This window comes from Bacteroides sp. 43_46 (assembly GCF_001915455.1).
Taxonomy (GTDB): domain Bacteria; phylum Bacteroidota; class Bacteroidia; order Bacteroidales; family Bacteroidaceae; genus Bacteroides; species Bacteroides caccae.
On sequence record NZ_MNQN01000106.1, the window covers coordinates 25,570 to 42,451 of the forward strand.

Here is a 16,882-nt window from a genome sequence, read left to right on the forward strand (position 1 = left end):
TAATAAAATATGAAACTGAGATATATTTACATCATTGTATTATGCATCTTAACAAGCGGATGCAATTATCTGGATATAATGCCGGATGAACGTGCCAAACTGGAAGACTCTTACAACACTCCGTCCAAAACCGAAGGGTTTCTCTACTCGTGTTATACTTATATGCCGATGAACCGCAGTTCTCAAGATTCACAGCCGTACCAAAGCTGGTACCCGACAGCATTACTGACCGGAGGAGAAGTAACTACTTATTATAAAGCTAACGAACCGGAACAGTTGTTCACAATGGGACTTTATAACCCGACTAACAATTCAATCGTTTCCGACCGTTGGTGGCCGACATGGAAAGGAGTCCGCCAATGCTATGAATTTCTGGATATTCTGGATAAAGCCCAAGTTTATACTGAAGCCGATCGGGAGATATATAGAGCAGAAGCTAAGTTTCTAATTGCTTATTATCATTTCTGTTCTTTGCAGGCATTCGGTCCCACTCTCATCATCAGGAAGAAATATGATTTGGACACCAAATTATCTGAATTACCGGCACGAAGTTCTTACGATGAAGTAGTAGCTTTTATTGATCAAATGCTTGATGAAGCAATGCCGGGGCTGGTTGAAGCTCATAATCCGATGTATTTCGGACGGGCAACCAAACATGTTGCACGCGCTCTCCGCTCCCGTGTACACTTATACGCCGCCTCACCTTTATTCAACGGAAACAGTGAGTTTTACAGTAATTTCGTTGACGAAAATGGGAAACATCTAATTTCACAGACATACGACGTCAAGAAATGGGAGAAGTGTGCGGAAGTGACATTGGATGCTATTCAGAATGCGGAAAAAGCAGGCTACAAACTATACGGAGATGTTGAAGCCGGAGCTCCAACCCAAGAAAAACCGGGATTCACAGACCAGACCGAAAGCGGAAAAGCTCAGCGCAGAGTCAGATATTGTACGATTGACAACCAGAACCTATGTGAAATCATCTGGGGAGATAACCGAAGCGAATCAACATACGGTGTACAAATTCGTTCGTCAGTCAGACAGACAAAACAGATCCCGTACACGCAGACTAACTCTACTGCACCTACCTTGCAGATGGTCGAACTCTTTTATACAGAGCATGGATTACCTATCGATAAAGACAAGACCTATGACTATCCTAACCGTTATCAAATAGCTTATCTACCTGCAAACTTTGACGGGAATAATTATGAAGACAGACCGAATGACCGCTCTATCAAACTACATTTTAACCGTGAGCCACGTTTCTATTCATGGATAGGATTCCATAACGGTAACTACGAAATAGCACGATATAATGCAGAAGCACTTCCTTTGAACAAATCTTATGTACCCGGCGGATTAAGAATGTTGTTCAATGGAGCACATGGTTTCAAAAAAGATATGACGGTGCACTATTCGGTAACAGGATATCTTAACAAGAAATTCACACATCCCGGATTCACTAATGCCATTATCAAATATCCATTCCCCACATTCCGGCTGGCGGAACTGTACTTGAATTATGCCGAAGCCTTGATCGAGATTGGGGGAAGCAATAATCTCAAGATCGCTAAAGAATATATGGATAAAGTAAGGAAACGCGCAGGCATCCCGGGAGTAGATGAGTCTATTCAGAAATATGCAAATGATGAATGGAAAGGAAAAGAAAATGAACAGGAAACTTTACGCCAATTTGTCCGCCAGGAACGACAAATAGAATTCTATCTGGAAGGACAACGTTTTTGGGATTTGAGACGTTGGAAAATAGCGGAAAAACTGGATGAACCTTTCTTGTGCTGGAATATTGAAGGAGCCAGTGTAGAGGAATTCTTTAAAGCTCCACAACCCAACATGACATTAACGAATCATTTCTATAAATCACAATATCTGTTGCCAATCAGTGCCAGTGAACTGGAAAAGACTCCGCAAATCATTCAAAATCCATTCTATTAATATTCACCATGAAGAACAATCAACTTATGATTGGACTTGCTCTATTAGCTCCACTCTCTTCCTTTGCGGAAGAGAATGGAGCTAATAAGAAAAAGCCCAATATTATCTATATTCTTGCAGATGATCTGGGTATATCGGAATTAGGTTGTTATGGCCAGCAGTTAATTGAAACTCCTAATATCGACCGGTTATCACAAGAAGGAATGACATTCAGCAACCATTACTCCGGGACAGCAGTGTCAGCTCCATCGCGCTGTGTCCTCTTTACCGGATTACATACCGGGCACGCCTATATACGGGGGAATGACGAAATGGCTTCACGTGGAAATGTTTGGAATCATAAAGCTGTATTAGCTGATTCGACCCTGGAAGGCCAACGCCCCGTTCCGGCAGAAACGGTAATGATTCCGGCAGTCATGAAGCAAGCCGGCTACACAACGGCCTGTATCGGAAAATGGGGATTGGGGTATCCCGGTTCTGCCAGTACCCCAAACAAAATGGGATTTGACTTTTTCTACGGATATAATTGCCAAAGAGAAGCTCATACCTACTACCCTCCATTTCTATATAGAAACGAACATCGGGAATATCTGAATAATCCATTGGTAGTCCCCCACACCAAACTGGATAAAGGTGCAGACCCATACGAAGAAAAAAGCTATGCGAAATATACTCTCAATGAGTATGCACCGGACCTGATGTACAAAGAAATACTCAACTTTATCGACCTTACTAAAGATAACCCTTTCGTCTTATTCTGGACGACGCCCCTTCCCCATGTTCCCTTACAAGCACCGGAAAAATGGGTAAAGCATTATGTGAACAAGTTTGGAGATGAAAAACCATACACAGGCAATAAAGATTATTTTCCCTGCCGTTATCCTCGCGCAACCTATGCTGCCATGATCAGCTACTGGGATGAACAGATCGGGGGACTTATTAATAAACTTAAAGAACTGGGAATCTATGACAATACCATCATCATTTTTACCAGTGACAACGGGCCGACTTTCAATGGCGGAAGCGATTCTTTCTTTTTCGATAGTGCTAAACCATTCAAAAGTGAATGGGGCTGGGGCAAAGCATCGCTCCGCGAAGGAGGCATTCGTGTTCCGATGATTGCCAGTTGGCCTAAAAAGATAAAAGCCGGTAGTAAAAGTGATCTCATCTGTGCCTTTTGGGACATTATGCCTACTTTCTGTGAGATTGCAAAAGTAGAATGCCCGACTACGGACGGAATCAGCTTTTTGCCGGAATTACTAGGCAAAAAACAGAATAAACATGATTTCTTATATTGGGAATTTCCCGATAGCGGAGGCCAAAAAGCTGTCCGAATGGGCAAATGGAAGGGTATTGTATTGAATATTTTTAAAGGAAACAGGAAAATTCAATTATATGATCTGGATTCTGATCCCAGAGAACAGACAGATGTTGCCAGATACCACCCGGAAATCGTGAAAAGAATGGAGGATATTATGAAGCAGGAGCATATCGAACCGGAACTAGCTTCATTCAAAATGCCTCATTAGAGCCTTAAATAAATCATTATTCATTCTGCTTATTCGGAATGAATAATGATTTATAGTTTCAATGCCACCTATCTCAGTCATCCTCAATCTTTACGGCTGTACCGTTAGCAGTCACCATTAGCATACTGCCACTACCTCCTACTGTCTCGTAATCCAAATCAACACCTATCACGGCATTTGCTCCTAACTGAGCAGCTTGTGCCTGCATTTCCTGCAAAGCGGTATCTTTAGCTTTGCGCAATACTTCTTCGTACGCTCCGGAACGCCCTCCTACAATATCGCGGATACTTGCAAACAAGTCACGAAACACATTGGCACCTATGATTGTTTCTCCGGAAACGATTCCATAATATTTCACTATTCGTTTTCCCTCAATAATGGGAGTTGTTGTTATTAACATTGTCTTTTCTCTTTAAGTTATTTGCAATTCTATATATTAGACGTAAGCCGTCCTAAAAAAGTTGCAGCTATACCGTAATTTATTTACGATATAGCTGCCATTAATGTTAAAGAGAGAGAATTTATAATATAAGCATGGTCTCACGACCCTCCAGATATTCCATGAATATTTGTTTCTTTACTCATTAGACGCAAGAAAACTCAAATCACTGCACTTTGGGTATTCTTTTTTTAGTTAAAGAATAAAAAAATCGCTATTCCACAGAAATAGCGATTCATATCTTTAAAACATCTTGCTGACACGTTCAATCCCGGCCACCAATATATCAATTTCCGATTTCGTATTGTACATGGCAAACGAAGCCCGCACTGTCCCCTCTATGCCAAGGCGTTGCATCAAAGGTTGGGCACAATGATGTCCTGTACGGACGGCAATACCTAAGCGGTCGAGTAAAGTTCCGAGATCGAAATGATGAATGTCACCGACAAGGAAGGATATCACCGCTCCACGGTCAGCAGCTTCACCGAATATACGCATAGTAGGAATTTCTTTCAGACGTTGCAGAGCATAAGTTGTCAGTTCATGCTCATGGGCGGCTATTTGCTCCAGACCGATACCATTCACATAATCGAGTGCTTTCGCCAGTCCGGTAGTTCCGATATAGTCAGGTGTACCGGCTTCAAACTTGAAAGGAAGTTCATTGAAAGTCGTTTTTTCAAAAGAGACATGCTGAATCATCTCTCCTCCTCCCTGGTAAGGCGGAAGGCGGTCCAGCCATTCTTCCTTTCCATAAAGTACACCGACACCTGTCGGACCATATATTTTATGAGCGGAGAACACGAGAAAATCGGCATCCAAATCCTGTACGTCCACTTTCATGTGAGGGATAGACTGAGCTGCATCAATCAGACAGGGTACACCGTGGGCATGTGCTGTTGCAATCATTTCCTTCACCGGATTCACCGTACCCAATACGTTCGACACATGCACCACACTGACAATCTTCGTGCGTTCGGAGAATAATTTTTCGTATTCGTCCAACAACAGTTCGCCTTTGTCGTTCATCGGAATCACTTTGATTGCAATACCTTTACGAGCAGCCAGAAGTTGCCAGGGGACAATATTACTATGATGTTCCATTACAGAAAGGATCACCTCATCCCCTTCTTGCATAAACTCGTCACCAAAACTGGAAACAAGCAAGTTTATGCTTTCCGTTGTTCCCCGTGTGAACACCACTTCACTCGTGCTGCGGGCATTGATAAACTGACGTACCGTTTCACGAGATGCCTCGTGCAGTTCCGTAGCCTGCTGTGAAAGATAATGCACTCCGCGATGCACATTTGCATTGACGGAATAATACTCATCTACCAATGCATCAACCACCAGACGGGGTTTCTGAGTCGTCGCACCGTTATCGAAATAAACCAATGGCTTACCGTAAACCGTACGGCTCAATATCGGGAAATCCTCACGTATCTTTTGAATATCCATGTTTATTCGCTATTACTCATTTACAAATCGCACAACCCTGACATCTGTTCAACTCACCACGGAAACGTTTCTCAACCAACAGATGCAAGCGATCTTTCAGCGCATCCAGACGAATGGTATCAATCACTTCGTTGACAAACGCAAACATCAGAAGCAGACGAGCTTCTTTCTCGTTGATTCCACGGGAACGCATATAAAACAATGCATTCTCATCAAGCTGTCCCACCGTTGCTCCATGCGAACATTTCACATCGTCCGCATAAATCTCCAACTGCGGCTGCGTGTACATTCTAGCATCACGTGTAGCGCAAAGATTACGGTTTGTCTGTTGAGAATTTGTATGTTGGGCGTCAGGACGTACCAGCACTAATCCGGCAAATGCACCTATCGACTGATCATCGAGTACATATTTGAATAATTCATTACTTGTACAATTCGGAACCGCGTGATCAATACTTGTATTATTATCTATATGCTGGTTCTTATCAGCAATCGCCATTCCGCAAAGATTAATTTCAGCACCTTCTCCTGCCAGCAATACCTCCGTAGTATTACGGGTAGTGCCATTATGCAAAGTCATACCATTCAGCAAAACGTTACTGTTTGCTTCCTGCTTTACATACAAATTACTAATACGGACAGTACTTGTATGTGTTTCTTCCAACTCATACAAATCAAACACCGTATTCTCTCCTGCAAAGACTTCTATTACCTGTGTTGCAAGGAAGTTCACATTATCCATAGCATGATCACAAATCAGCAGACGGGCTTGTGCACCATCTTCCAGAATAATCAACACACGGCGGTTCACCATGAAATTGACATCTGCACGAAGAATATTCACCAACTGGATAGGTTTTTCCACTACTACATTCTTCGGCACATAGAAAATTACGCCATCTTGCGCAAAAGTCGTATTAAAGGCGGTCACACCATCTTTTGAAGTATCCGCCAGTTTGCCGTAATACTTCTTCACCAATTCGGGATGTTGCCTGGCCACCTCTTTCAAGCTGCCAAATATCACGCCTTCCGGCAAATGACTTTTGGGAAGGGCCTTGTCATAGAAAGCGTCATTCACCACAAAATACAGGGCAGTGCTCATATTCGGCACATCGCACTTGAACACTTCATACGGATTGACCGGAATAGCCAGGCGATTCAGGTTCAAACCAAAGTCCGGTTCAAAATACTTGCTTACATCCGTATATTTGTACTTCTCCATTTTGCGGGTCGGGAATCCGACTCGCTCAAAATCGGCAAAGGCAGCAGCACGAGGCGCATTCAGCACTTCAGCGCTATGTTTGCAGATCATAGCTTCCGTCTGCGAGAAGAGTTCTATATATTGTTGTTCCGCATTCATCGTCATTCTCCTACTTCTTTCTTTATCCAATCATATCCTTTTTCTTCCAGTTCAAGAGCAAGTTCCGGTCCGGCAGTTTTCACGATACGACCTTTATAAAGAACATGCACGATATCCGGTTTGATATAATCAAGCAGACGTTGATAGTGAGTGATAACAATTGTGCTTGTTTCGGGAGTTTTCAATTTGTTCACTCCTTCCGCAACGATACGAAGAGCATCGATATCCAGACCGGAGTCCGTCTCGTCAAGAATGCTTAAACGTGGTTCCAACATCGCCATTTGGAAAATCTCGTTCCGTTTCTTTTCACCACCGGAGAAACCTTCGTTTACCGAACGGTTAGCCAATTTGTTATCCAATTCAACCACCGCACGTTTCTCACGCATCAGTTTCAGGAACTCGCTGGCAGTCAGCGCAGGCAGACCTTTGTATTTGCGTTGTTCGTTTACGGCAGCACGCATAAAGTTTACCATACTCACTCCCGGAATCTCCACCGGATACTGGAAACTAAGGAAAATACCTTCATGGCTACGATCTTCCGGACTCAACTCCAACAGATTCTTTCCATAAAAAGTGATTGAACCTTTCGTTACCTCAAAAGCCGGATTCCCCACCAGTACCGACGACAAAGTACTCTTACCGGAACCATTCGGTCCCATAATTGCATGTACTTCGCCCGGTTTCACCGTCAGGTTAATGCCTTTCAATATCTCTTTGCCATTAATGCTGGCATGCAGGTCTTTTATTTCTAACATAATCACTTTTATTTTTTATCCTACACTTCCTTCCAAGGAAATAGTAAGCAACTTCTGTGCTTCTACCGCAAATTCCATTGGAAGTTTATTCAATACTTCTTTCGCATATCCGTTCACAATCAGTCCGATAGCGTCCTCTGTCGGAATACCGCGCTGGTTGCAATAGAAAATCTGGTCTTCACTGATCTTGCTTGTCGTAGCCTCATGTTCCACTACCGCTGTCTCATTATGAATATCCATATATGGGAAAGTATGTGCACCGCACTTATCTCCCAACAACAAAGAGTCACACTGGCTGTAATTACGAGCGTTATCCGCTTTCTCCGCTACACGGACCAGTCCGCGATACGAATTCTCGCTGTGACCGGCAGAAATACCTTTGCTGACAATTGTACTACGTGTATTCTTACCGAGATGAATCATCTTCGTACCCGTATCCGCCTGCTGGTAGTTATTAGTCACAGCCACAGAATAAAATTCTGCTGTCGAATTATCACCTGTCAGGATACAGGAAGGATATTTCCAGGTAATCGCCGAACCGGTTTCCACTTGTGTCCAGGAAAGTTTGCTATCCACTCCTTTGCAGTTACCTCGCTTCGTCACAAAATTGTATACACCGCCTTTACCTTCGGCATCTCCCGGATACCAATTCTGAACCGTACTGTATTTCACTTCTGCACGGTCATGCACGATAATCTCTACAATAGCAGCGTGCAGTTGATTCTCATCCCGCATCGGAGCCGTACATCCTTCCAGATAAGATACATACGAATCATCATCCGCCACAATCAGCGTACGTTCAAATTGTCCCGTGTTACGGGCATTGATACGGAAATAAGTAGAAAGCTCCATAGGACAACGCACCCCCTTCGGAATATACACAAAAGAACCGTCGGAGAATACAGCTGAGTTCAATGCGGCAAAGAAATTATCACGGTAACCGACTACCGAACCAAGGTACTTCTTCACCAAGTCCGGATGTTCACGCACCGCTTCGCTGAACGAACAGAAAATAATTCCTTTTTCCATTAATGTTTCCTTGAAGGTAGTCTTTACTGAAACCGAGTCCATTACGGCATCAACCGCCATTCCACTCAAGGCCATTTGTTCTTCCAAAGGAATTCCCAACTTATTGAAGGTCTTTATTAGTTCAGGATCAACCTCATCCATGCTCTTCGGCCCTTCCTTTTTCTTAGTAGGATCAGCATAGTAAGAAATAGCCTGATAATCAATCTCCGGAATACGGAGATGTGCCCATGTGGGCATTTCCAGCGTCAGCCAGTGGCGGTACGCTTTCAATCGGAACTCCAGCAACCACTCCGGTTCGTCCTTTTTCGATGAAATCAAACGAATCACATCCTCATTAAGTCCACGCTCAATGATGTCTGTATGCACCTCCGTGGTGAAGCCATATTTGTACTTCTCCTGCGTTAGTTCCTTTACATATTTATTGGGTTCTTCTTGTTGCATCTTTATTCTCTAATATATATTGTTGCGTCATACTCTTAGCAGCAGGGAAAAAGATTCCCGCAAACGTTTCTATCGGATAATATAACAAAGATTCGCTCTTTTTTGTTGCACTAATTAACTTATTATCGCCATCCATAAACTCTATCAGACAAATCACCAGACTTGTTAACAATAGAAATTTAAGTGCTCCCAGCACACAACCGAGCCAACGGTTCAACCAATCCAGCGAAACCGCTTTCATTGCCTTTGTCAGCAACGAAGCCACCAATAAGAATATCAGTGGAACGGCTATCCAGATGATAATAAAAGCCAATACCTGTGCAACAGTCATCGAATCAGTCACCGTTGGACAAAGCTTTTCCGCTAAAGTGGTATACAAAGCCTTCGCCGCCAGCAAACCGACTATTAATCCCAGTATAGAAGCCAACTGACGAATAAAGCCTTTCATAAAGCCTACTATTGCGCCTGCACCTATTATAATAAGGATAATAATATCAATCGTTGCCATATTTCTCTATAAAAAGAAAAAAGAGGCACGGAGTTATAATTCACTCTGTGCCTCCGTTTATTCTTAATTCAGTACAAATTATAATGTCTGTTTCACTTCTATTTCTTCGAATGCCTCGATCATATCGCCTACCTTCATGTCGTTGCAGTTCACTAAGCTGATACCACACTCAAAGTTTGTACCTACTTCCTTCACATCGTCCTTGAAGCGTTTCAGCGCATTGATATTCCCGGTAAAGATTACGATACCGTCGCGAATCAAACGAGCCTTGTCGCTTCGTTTCACCTTTCCGGTTTTCACCATTGCACCGGCTACCAAACCTACTTTCGTGATATTGAACACCTCGCGGATTTCGATAGTAGCAGTCACCTGCTCCTTCACTTCCGGCGCCAACATACCTTCCATAGCAGACTTCACCTCTTCAATTGCATCGTAGATGACAGAGTACTTACGGATATCGACACCTTCCTGTTCAGCCATCTTAGCGGCAGCACCTGAAGGACGTACCTGGAATCCCACGATAATCGCATCCGAAGCAGCGGCCAGAGAAACATCCGATTCGGAAATTGCTCCCACACCCTTATGGATGACATTTACCTGAATTTGTTCCGTAGACAACTTGATCAACGAGTCGCTCAATGCTTCCACAGAACCATCCACGTCACCCTTAACGATAATATTCAATTCCTGGAAGTTACCCAAAGCAATACGACGACCCAATTCATCCAAAGTAAGAATCTTCTGCGTACGCAAGCCTTGTTCACGAGCCAACTGTTCACGTTTGTTGGTGATTTCACGAGCTTCCTGGTCGCTTTCTACCACATGGAAAGTGTCACCGGCAGCAGGAGCACCGTTCAATCCCAGAATCAATGCCGGTTCAGCAGGACCCGCTTCTTTGATACGTTGATTACGTTCATTGAACATAGCCTTCACACGACCATAGCTAGTTCCGGCCAATACGATATCTCCGACTTTCAGAGTACCGTTAGATACCAATACCGTAGCTACATAACCACGTCCCTTGTCAAGTGAAGACTCGATAATAGATCCCGTAGCGTTACGGTTCGGGTTTGCCTTCAAGTCGAGCATTTCGGCTTCCAGCAATACCTTTTCCAACAAATCTTCCACTCCCATACCTTTCTTGGCAGAGATATCTTGTGACTGATACTTACCACCCCATTCTTCAACAAGGTAATTCATAGCAGCCAATTCTTCTTTAATCTTATCCGGATTTGCAGTCGGTTTATCCACCTTATTGATAGCAAACACAATAGGTACACCCGCCGCCATTGCATGGTTGATGGCCTCCTTTGTCTGCGGCATCACGTTATCATCCGCCGCTACAATAATAATCGCAATATCCGTTACTTTCGCACCACGGGCACGCATAGCGGTAAACGCCTCATGTCCCGGAGTATCAAGGAATGTAATACGGCGACCGTCTTCCAACTTCACATTGTATGCACCGATATGTTGTGTGATACCTCCGGCTTCACCGGCAATCACATTCGCCTTACGGATATAGTCAAGCAATGAAGTCTTACCATGGTCAACATGTCCCATTACAGTAACAATCGGAGCACGCGGCTGCAAATCTTCCGGAGCATCTTCTTCTTCCACGATAGCCTGTGCCACTTCCGCACTTACATATTCGGTCTTGAAACCAAATTCTTCGGCCACCAGAAAACCATGATGCCAATACTCATACAAGTAGCAATAACCTGGTTGACAGAAACGTCCATCATTGTAGCTAATTCATTAGCTGTAACAAATTCGGTCAGCTTCAATACTTTGCTGTCTGCCATTTCCTGATCTTCCAGTTCCTGCATACGGTTGGAAGCCATTTCACGTTTCTCCTTACGGTATTTGGAAGTCTTGTTCTTACCTTTAGTGGTCAGACGAGCCAAGGTTTCTTTTACCTGTTTTGCTACATCTTCTTCACTTACTTCCTGTTTGATAACCGGCTTTTTGAAACGATCCTTGTTATTGTTTCTTCTATTATTGTTGTTATTGTTACCTTGGTTATTACCACCATTATTATTACCGCCTTTGCCTTGCACATTCGGTCTCGGAGCTGCAAAGTTGGAAGTTGCAACGTTATTCACATCCACCTTCTCTTTGCTGATACGATTCCGTTTTTTCTTGTTACCGGCTGCATCCGCGTTATCTTTCGGTCCGCTCTTAGCCTGTTTGGCATCATCTTTACGGATTTCCTTGATAATCGCTTCCTTCATCAGTTTCTTCTGATCCTGGCGGATTTTCTCTTTTTCTTCACGTTCACGACGTTTCTCTTCCTTCGATTTCTTCTTAGGGCGAGTTGACTGATTCAATGCTGCAAGGTCAATCTGACCGATTACATTAATCTTTGCTCCCAGTTCCGGCTGACGGATCTTGAAAACCTCGTCTTCCTTAGGAGCGTCTTTTTCTTCCGAAACGACTTCTGTCGATGCTACTGCTTCCACAGGCTTTTCTTCTTTTTTATGTTCTTCTGCCTTCACAGGTGCTTCTACCTTCTTCGGCTCTTCCTTAATCACTTCTTCCACTACCACTTTTTCAACTTCTGCCGGTTTCGGTTCTGCTACAGGTTCCGGTTGTTTCACCACCATAGGTTCGGCCGGAGTTGGAGCAGGTGCCACCACCTCTTCCTTTTTTACTTCAGGCTCTTTCTTTTCGGGTTCTTTCTTCACTTCCGGTTCAACGACAGGGCGTTCCGCTACTATCGGACGTTCCACCACAGGACGTTCTACCACAGTTTCCTTTTTCTGTTCCGGTTCCTTTTCTACTTTATCAGTTTTACGACCGTTTAATTTATCCAAATCAATTTTACCGACAGGTTTAAACTTCGGACGTGCATCCTCAGGTACGACTGTCTTGATCACATCTTCCGACTTCGGTTTTTCCTGTTGCTTTTCGAAGCCTTCAATCGAAACCGATGCCTTATTACGATCCTTATTCTGACGTTCCTGAATGAAACGCTCCGATTCAAGTCTAAGGTTCTTATCCGTACTAAACTCTTTTACGAGTATAGCGTACTGCTCCTCGCTAATTTTTGTATTAGGATTAGCCTCAACGGTATACCCTTTCTTTTGCAGGAACTCAACTACCGTCGCGATTCCTACATTCAAATCTCTTGTAACTTTGTTTAACCTTATCGTAATTGCCTATTACTCTTGTCCTTGTTCCGGTTCTTCTTCCGGTTCTTCTTCTTCAAACTCCGATTTCAAAATGCGTATTACCTCGTCCACTGTCTCTTCTTCCAGGTCCGTCTTTTCAATCAACATCTCACGAGGAGCATTCAACACAGCTTTTGCCGTATCAATACCGATAGCCTTGATTGCATCAATCACCCAACCATCGATTTCGTCTCTGAACTCGTCAAGATAGATATCTTCATCAGCTACATTCTCATCCAACTCACGGAACACGTCGATAGTGTACTCAGTTAACATACTGGCCAGTTTGATATTCAAACCGCCTTTACCGATAGCCAGCGATACTTCTTCCGGTTTGAGGAACACCTCTGCTTTCTTCTCCTCCTCGTTCAAACGAATAGAAGAAATTTTCGCCGGGCTTAAAGCACGCTGTATAAACAATGAAATATTCGATGTATAGTTAATTACGTCGATATTCTCATTGCGAAGTTCACGAACGATGCCATGAATACGACTCCCCTTTACACCTACACAGGCTCCTACGGGATCGATTCTGTCATCATAAGATTCTACCGCAATCTTGGCACGTTCGCCGGGGATGCGGGTAATCTTCTTGATAGTTATCAGACCATCATTTATTTCAGGTACTTCCATCTCAAACAGACGTTGCAAGAAAACGGGAGAAGTACGTGACAAGATAATCTTAGGATTATTATTCTTGTTGTCTACGCGGGCAACCACTGCGCGTGCCGTTTCACCTTTACGATAAAAATCGCTCGGGATTTGTTCGGTCTTGGGCAGCAGCAGTTCGTTTCCTTCATCGTCGAGAAGCAACATTTCCTTTTTCCAGATCTGATACACTTCTGCATTGATAATTGTACCTACCTTATCTATATATTTATTATAAATACTGTCTTTTTCCAGTTCCAGAATCTTGGAAGCCAATGTCTGGCGGAGGTTCAGGATAGCACGACGACCGAATTTCGCAAAAATAACTTCATCAGTCACCTCTTCGCCTTCTTCGTATGAAGCGTCAATTTTCTGCGCCTCACTCAACGCAATCTGCATATTCGGGTTAGTCAAATCTTCATCGGCCACAACTTCACGGTTACGCCATATCTCGAAATCCCCCTTATCCGGATTCACGATCACGTCGTAATTTTCATCGGTGCCAAACATTTTCGCGATTACGCTACGGAACGACTCCTCGAGTACACTAACCATTGTCGTTCTATCGATATTCTTCAGTTCCTTAAATTCCGAAAATGTATCAATCAAGCTGATTGTTTCTTCTTTTTTGGCCATAACTATTTAAAGCTAATTATAGTATATTTTATTTGCTCATAAGTAAAGGTTTCGTCTTCTTCCACCAGCTTTGGTCGCTTGGATCCTTCGAGTTTCACCTTCTTTTGTACGGTTACCGTAAACTTCTCTTCATCGGCATCCTTTAGGATACCAGTCAGTTTCTGTCCGCCTTTGGTCATCACTTCCACTTCTTGTCCGATGTGGATGTAATACTGCTGCAGCACTTTAAAGGGCTGTCCTATACCGGCCGACCCTACTTCCAGTTCATAATCTTCCTCTTCACGGTTCAGTTTCGATTCAATGTAGCGGCTAAGCTCCACGCAATCTTCAATCCAAACGCCTTCTGCATGGTCAATTTCGACCACAATTTTGTCATCCGGGCTCACAGTTACCTCTACCAAAAAGTAATCTTTTCCTTCCAGCCACTCTTCAACAATCTGACAAACAGTTTTCTTTTCTATCATTTATTAGCTATTAAGAACAAAAAAAGGAGCTTAATTGCCCCTCCACCTTTCATCCGTTTTCGGTTGCAAAGATATAAATAATCTATTCGACTACAAAACATTAAAGAAAAAAAGTATGAATTAACAGTGCGATATTCGTATCTTTACGCCGCAATTAAAAAAAATAACAACTATGGCGCATCGTCTCAACACCAACAAACAGTTCATGGTCGGCAATGGAATCCTCGCTTTTGCCGTCATTTTTGTCGTAGTGATTTTCATCTATATGAGTATGCGACTGCAACAGAAGCAACAGGAAGAACGACATTTTATCGAAACATATACGATTAGTCTGGTCAAAGGCTTTACCGGCGATTCAATTTCTTTGTTTGTCAACGACAGTCTCATTTCCAATAAGACTATCATAGAAGAACCTTATACAGTGGAAGTCGGTCGTTTTGCCGAGCAGAGTGCATTGTTAATTGTAGATAACAAAACTGAATTAGTATCGACTTTCGACCTAAGCGAAAGAGGGGGTAATTATCAGTTTGAGAAAGAGGAAGACGGAATTAAGCAACTGGCGAAATAAACGGTAAAGCAAGATAAAGACAAAGGAACTCTTTATATTTCTGTCCGATATTTCTTCAGTTCTCCCCGTAGAGCAAGAGCTTTTCCTTCCGTGAATTGATTCAGTAGAGACCAAAAACGTTCACTATGATTCATCTCACGGGTATGACATAGTTCATGCAAAAGCACATAATCAATCAAATAAGAAGGCAACAAAACAAGGTAATAGGATAAATTAATATCCTTCTTTGTCGAACAACTCCCCCACCGCCCCTGACTGGAATTTATCTTCACGCTTGCATAGGGCAATCCGCATTGTTTGGAAAGACGGTCTAAACGTGGAGGAAGAATACTTTTTGCATTCCGCCTCAACGATTCTTCAATCACCTTTCGTAGCCAACTCTGCAATTTCTCATCAGTAAAGTCCGCATTTGGCGGACAAATAATCTGCATACATCCCAATCGGGAATTTGCCAGAAACTGCTCTTTCTCTCCGGACACCAAAGACAACTTGAAATATTCTGCATCAATCTTATAATTCAAATCAATTAACGGACGATTCAATCGTTGACGAGAAGCCAGCAACTTACTACGTAAATCTTCAATCGCCCGTTTTACCTCTTTCATCGTTGTGCCGGAAGGGACTGAAACGTATACCGCATCACTCTTTGTACGAAAGACAAGACTTTTAGCACGCAAATTAACACGCACTATTAACCGTCCAAGTTCTTCATCTTCTATAATTGCCTCCTTCATCATAAGTCTCCTAATAACAGGTACAAAAGTAATAAAAAAAAGATTCTTCCACTCTTAGAAACATAAAAGGGCTACTGCATCTCGCGGTAGCCCATTTATTTAGTTAGTTTCATTATAAAAATTTGAGAGAATTGAAAACTTCACAGTTTCGCTTTCGATGTTGTTTTAATTAAGCACACTAACTATATTATATGTTTAAAGCAAATGAAAATGTCTATTCATTAATAACCTGCATCTTGTGGTTGATCTTCGCCAGACTATCAGCCAAGACCTGATCCGCTTTCACATCGTTCGAGATAGCGACCGACGGTGCAGTTACTTGTTTACCAATGGTATCTGTGGCCAATACACTTCCCTCATCTCCCGAGAAAGAATGTTGTGCCACATTTCCCAATCCGAGAATGATTGCAATCACGGCAGCGGCTTTGAACAGAGGAATAAAGCGACTCGTCAGTGTCAGACGTTTTGCTTTCACTACCGGGACCTCCACTTCTGCCAGAATACGTGCATCAAAGTCCTCACCCAGCCCTACTTCTTGCTGAACCTGCTGATAAACAAACAAGTTCTTATAGCGAAGCAAATGAGCCGGTACGTCTTCTTTCGAGAAGAAGTCACGCAATCTTGATTCCTCCTCAACGGAAGTTTCACATTGCCAGTATCGCTCCAGGAGCTGTTCTATATCCTTATAATCCATATTCGTCAATTTCTAAATACCTTTGTTTTACCTTTTGCCTGGCTCTGAAGAGATTCACTTTGACTTGTTCCTCTGTCAGATTCAGCAGGGTTGCAATTTTTTTATAGCTTTCACCTTCAATGTCCCTCAGTTGCATGATAAGCCGCTGTTTTTCGGGAAGTTCGTTGACCAACCTATTGATGATGTTCATTTTTTCATCATGAATCATCCGATCGTACGGACTGTTTGCATCAGGTTCTTCCTCCATTTCGGGGGTGAGTTCCACGTTTTGAGCCTCTTTCTTCTGACTCCGGTCTATCGCAAGGTTCTTTGCCACTATCAGGCAATAGGCTTCAACCGATTCAAATTGCGACCACTCATCACGCTTGCTCCACACTCTTATCATGGTGTCCTGAACGACATCCTCGGCTTCTGCCCTATCCAGGGTGATTCTGAGCGCCAATCGAAAGAGTTTGTCCTTCAACGGCAAAATATCGTTTCGGAAGCTGAT

Annotated in this window: 15 protein-coding genes and 1 pseudogene; 4 read left to right on the top strand and 12 right to left on the bottom strand. The window is 43.1% G+C overall.

Going from position 1 to position 16,882, the window contains the following annotated elements; all coding sequences use genetic code 11:
- Nucleotides 1-9 precede the first annotated feature (9 nt).
- Nucleotides 10-1,959 carry a RagB/SusD family nutrient uptake outer membrane protein gene (locus BHV72_RS09845; RefSeq protein WP_022041957.1) on the top strand — a complete coding sequence of 650 codons (1,950 nt, stop codon included), beginning with the start codon at nucleotides 10-12 and terminating at the stop codon, nucleotides 1,957-1,959.
- 8 nt (nucleotides 1,960-1,967) lie between these two features.
- Nucleotides 1,968-3,488, top strand: a complete 1,521-nt coding sequence (locus BHV72_RS09850; RefSeq protein ID WP_122264000.1) for an arylsulfatase — start codon at nucleotides 1,968-1,970, stop codon at nucleotides 3,486-3,488.
- Between the two features lie 73 nt (nucleotides 3,489-3,561).
- Here BHV72_RS09850 and BHV72_RS09855 read toward each other — a convergent pair whose 3' ends face one another.
- The 6 genes from BHV72_RS09855 to BHV72_RS09880 form a co-directional block, all read right to left on the bottom strand.
- Nucleotides 3,562-3,888, bottom strand: coding sequence for a heavy metal-binding domain-containing protein (locus tag BHV72_RS09855; RefSeq protein WP_005679231.1), 327 nt, complete (start codon nucleotides 3,886-3,888; stop codon nucleotides 3,562-3,564).
- Between the two features lie 282 nt (nucleotides 3,889-4,170).
- A complete protein-coding gene (locus BHV72_RS09860) occupies nucleotides 4,171-5,382 on the bottom strand; it encodes an aminotransferase class V-fold PLP-dependent enzyme (RefSeq protein ID WP_122264001.1) in 1,212 nt (403 codons plus the stop codon).
- A gap of 16 nt (nucleotides 5,383-5,398) precedes the next feature.
- Entirely contained in the window at nucleotides 5,399-6,742 is a 1,344-nt protein-coding gene (gene sufD, locus BHV72_RS09865) for a Fe-S cluster assembly protein SufD (RefSeq protein WP_122295657.1), read from the bottom strand.
- A 2-nt stretch (nucleotides 6,743-6,744) separates the two neighbouring features.
- Nucleotides 6,745-7,497: a Fe-S cluster assembly ATPase SufC gene (sufC, locus tag BHV72_RS09870; RefSeq protein WP_005682404.1), complete on the bottom strand. Its 753-nt coding sequence runs from the start codon at nucleotides 7,495-7,497 to the stop codon at nucleotides 6,745-6,747.
- Between the two features lie 15 nt (nucleotides 7,498-7,512).
- Entirely contained in the window at nucleotides 7,513-8,967 is a 1,455-nt protein-coding gene (gene sufB, locus BHV72_RS09875; protein ID WP_005679226.1) for a Fe-S cluster assembly protein SufB, read from the bottom strand.
- Nucleotides 8,945-9,475, bottom strand: a complete 531-nt coding sequence (locus tag BHV72_RS09880) for a CvpA family protein (protein ID WP_005679225.1) — start codon at nucleotides 9,473-9,475, stop codon at nucleotides 8,945-8,947. Before BHV72_RS09880 ends, sufB begins: the two co-directional genes overlap by 23 nt.
- On the opposite strand from BHV72_RS09880, the gene BHV72_RS19655 reads away from it, so the two are divergent.
- A complete protein-coding gene (locus BHV72_RS19655; RefSeq protein ID WP_445533495.1) occupies nucleotides 9,459-9,542 on the top strand; it encodes a hypothetical protein in 84 nt (27 codons plus the stop codon). The two genes, BHV72_RS09880 and BHV72_RS19655, sit on opposite strands and share 17 nt — an antisense overlap.
- 11 nt (nucleotides 9,543-9,553) lie before the next feature.
- On the opposite strand, the pseudogene infB reads toward BHV72_RS19655, so the two are convergent.
- From infB to rimP, 3 genes and pseudogenes are all read right to left on the bottom strand, one after another.
- A pseudogene (infB, locus tag BHV72_RS09885) lies at nucleotides 9,554-12,633 on the bottom strand (translation initiation factor IF-2).
- 6 nt (nucleotides 12,634-12,639) lie between these two features.
- Nucleotides 12,640-13,932 carry a transcription termination factor NusA gene (nusA, locus tag BHV72_RS09890; protein ID WP_286855672.1) on the bottom strand — a complete coding sequence of 431 codons (1,293 nt, stop codon included), beginning with the start codon at nucleotides 13,930-13,932 and terminating at the stop codon, nucleotides 12,640-12,642.
- Nucleotides 13,933-13,934: 2 nt separating this feature from the next.
- Nucleotides 13,935-14,396, bottom strand: coding sequence for a ribosome assembly cofactor RimP (gene rimP, locus BHV72_RS09895; protein WP_286855673.1), 462 nt, complete (start codon nucleotides 14,394-14,396; stop codon nucleotides 13,935-13,937).
- A gap of 172 nt (nucleotides 14,397-14,568) precedes the next feature.
- Here rimP and BHV72_RS09900 point away from each other — a divergent pair, with 172 nt between their 5' ends.
- Nucleotides 14,569-14,964: a hypothetical protein gene (locus tag BHV72_RS09900; RefSeq protein WP_005679220.1), complete on the top strand. Its 396-nt coding sequence runs from the start codon at nucleotides 14,569-14,571 to the stop codon at nucleotides 14,962-14,964.
- A 32-nt stretch (nucleotides 14,965-14,996) separates the two neighbouring features.
- On the opposite strand, the gene BHV72_RS09905 is transcribed toward BHV72_RS09900, so the two are convergent.
- The 3 genes from BHV72_RS09905 to BHV72_RS09915 all read right to left on the bottom strand — a co-directional run.
- Nucleotides 14,997-15,701 (bottom strand): YgjP family zinc-dependent metalloprotease, encoded by a 705-nt coding sequence (locus BHV72_RS09905; protein WP_005679219.1) that lies wholly within the window; start codon nucleotides 15,699-15,701, stop codon nucleotides 14,997-14,999.
- A 211-nt stretch (nucleotides 15,702-15,912) separates the two neighbouring features.
- On the bottom strand, nucleotides 15,913-16,392 hold the full coding sequence (locus BHV72_RS09910) for a PG0215 family putative anti-sigma factor (RefSeq protein WP_055170052.1): 480 nt from the start codon (nucleotides 16,390-16,392) through the stop codon (nucleotides 15,913-15,915).
- Nucleotides 16,382-16,882 (bottom strand): GFO_1088 family ECF-type sigma factor (locus BHV72_RS09915; RefSeq protein WP_286855676.1); only part of this gene is annotated, 501 nt, incomplete at its 5' end. The genes BHV72_RS09910 and BHV72_RS09915, both read right to left, overlap by 11 nt.

Excerpts from the sequence above, each read along its gene's own strand:
- BHV72_RS09855 (WP_005679231.1), bottom strand. The coding sequence starts at position 3,888 with ATGTTAATAACAACAACTCCCATTATTGAGGGAAAACGAATAGTGAAA.
- sufC (WP_005682404.1), bottom strand. The coding sequence starts at position 7,497 with ATGTTAGAAATAAAAGACCTGCATGCCAGCATTAATGGCAAAGAGATA.
- BHV72_RS09880 (WP_005679225.1), bottom strand. The coding sequence starts at position 9,475 with ATGGCAACGATTGATATTATTATCCTTATTATAATAGGTGCAGGCGCA.
- BHV72_RS09860 (WP_122264001.1), bottom strand. The coding sequence starts at position 5,382 with ATGGATATTCAAAAGATACGTGAGGATTTCCCGATATTGAGCCGTACG.
- sufD (WP_122295657.1), bottom strand. The coding sequence starts at position 6,742 with ATGAATGCGGAACAACAATATATAGAACTCTTCTCGCAGACGGAAGCT.
- sufB (WP_005679226.1), bottom strand. The coding sequence starts at position 8,967 with ATGCAACAAGAAGAACCCAATAAATATGTAAAGGAACTAACGCAGGAG.
- rimP (WP_286855673.1), bottom strand. The coding sequence starts at position 14,396 with ATGATAGAAAAGAAAACTGTTTGTCAGATTGTTGAAGAGTGGCTGGAA.
- BHV72_RS09910 (WP_055170052.1), bottom strand. The coding sequence starts at position 16,392 with ATGGATTATAAGGATATAGAACAGCTCCTGGAGCGATACTGGCAATGT.
- BHV72_RS09900 (WP_005679220.1), top strand. The coding sequence starts at position 14,569 with ATGGCGCATCGTCTCAACACCAACAAACAGTTCATGGTCGGCAATGGA.
- nusA (WP_286855672.1), bottom strand. The coding sequence starts at position 13,932 with ATGGCCAAAAAAGAAGAAACAATCAGCTTGATTGATACATTTTCGGAA.
- BHV72_RS09845 (WP_022041957.1), top strand. The coding sequence starts at position 10 with ATGAAACTGAGATATATTTACATCATTGTATTATGCATCTTAACAAGC.
- BHV72_RS09905 (WP_005679219.1), bottom strand. The coding sequence starts at position 15,701 with ATGATGAAGGAGGCAATTATAGAAGATGAAGAACTTGGACGGTTAATA.
- BHV72_RS09850 (WP_122264000.1), top strand. The coding sequence starts at position 1,968 with ATGAAGAACAATCAACTTATGATTGGACTTGCTCTATTAGCTCCACTC.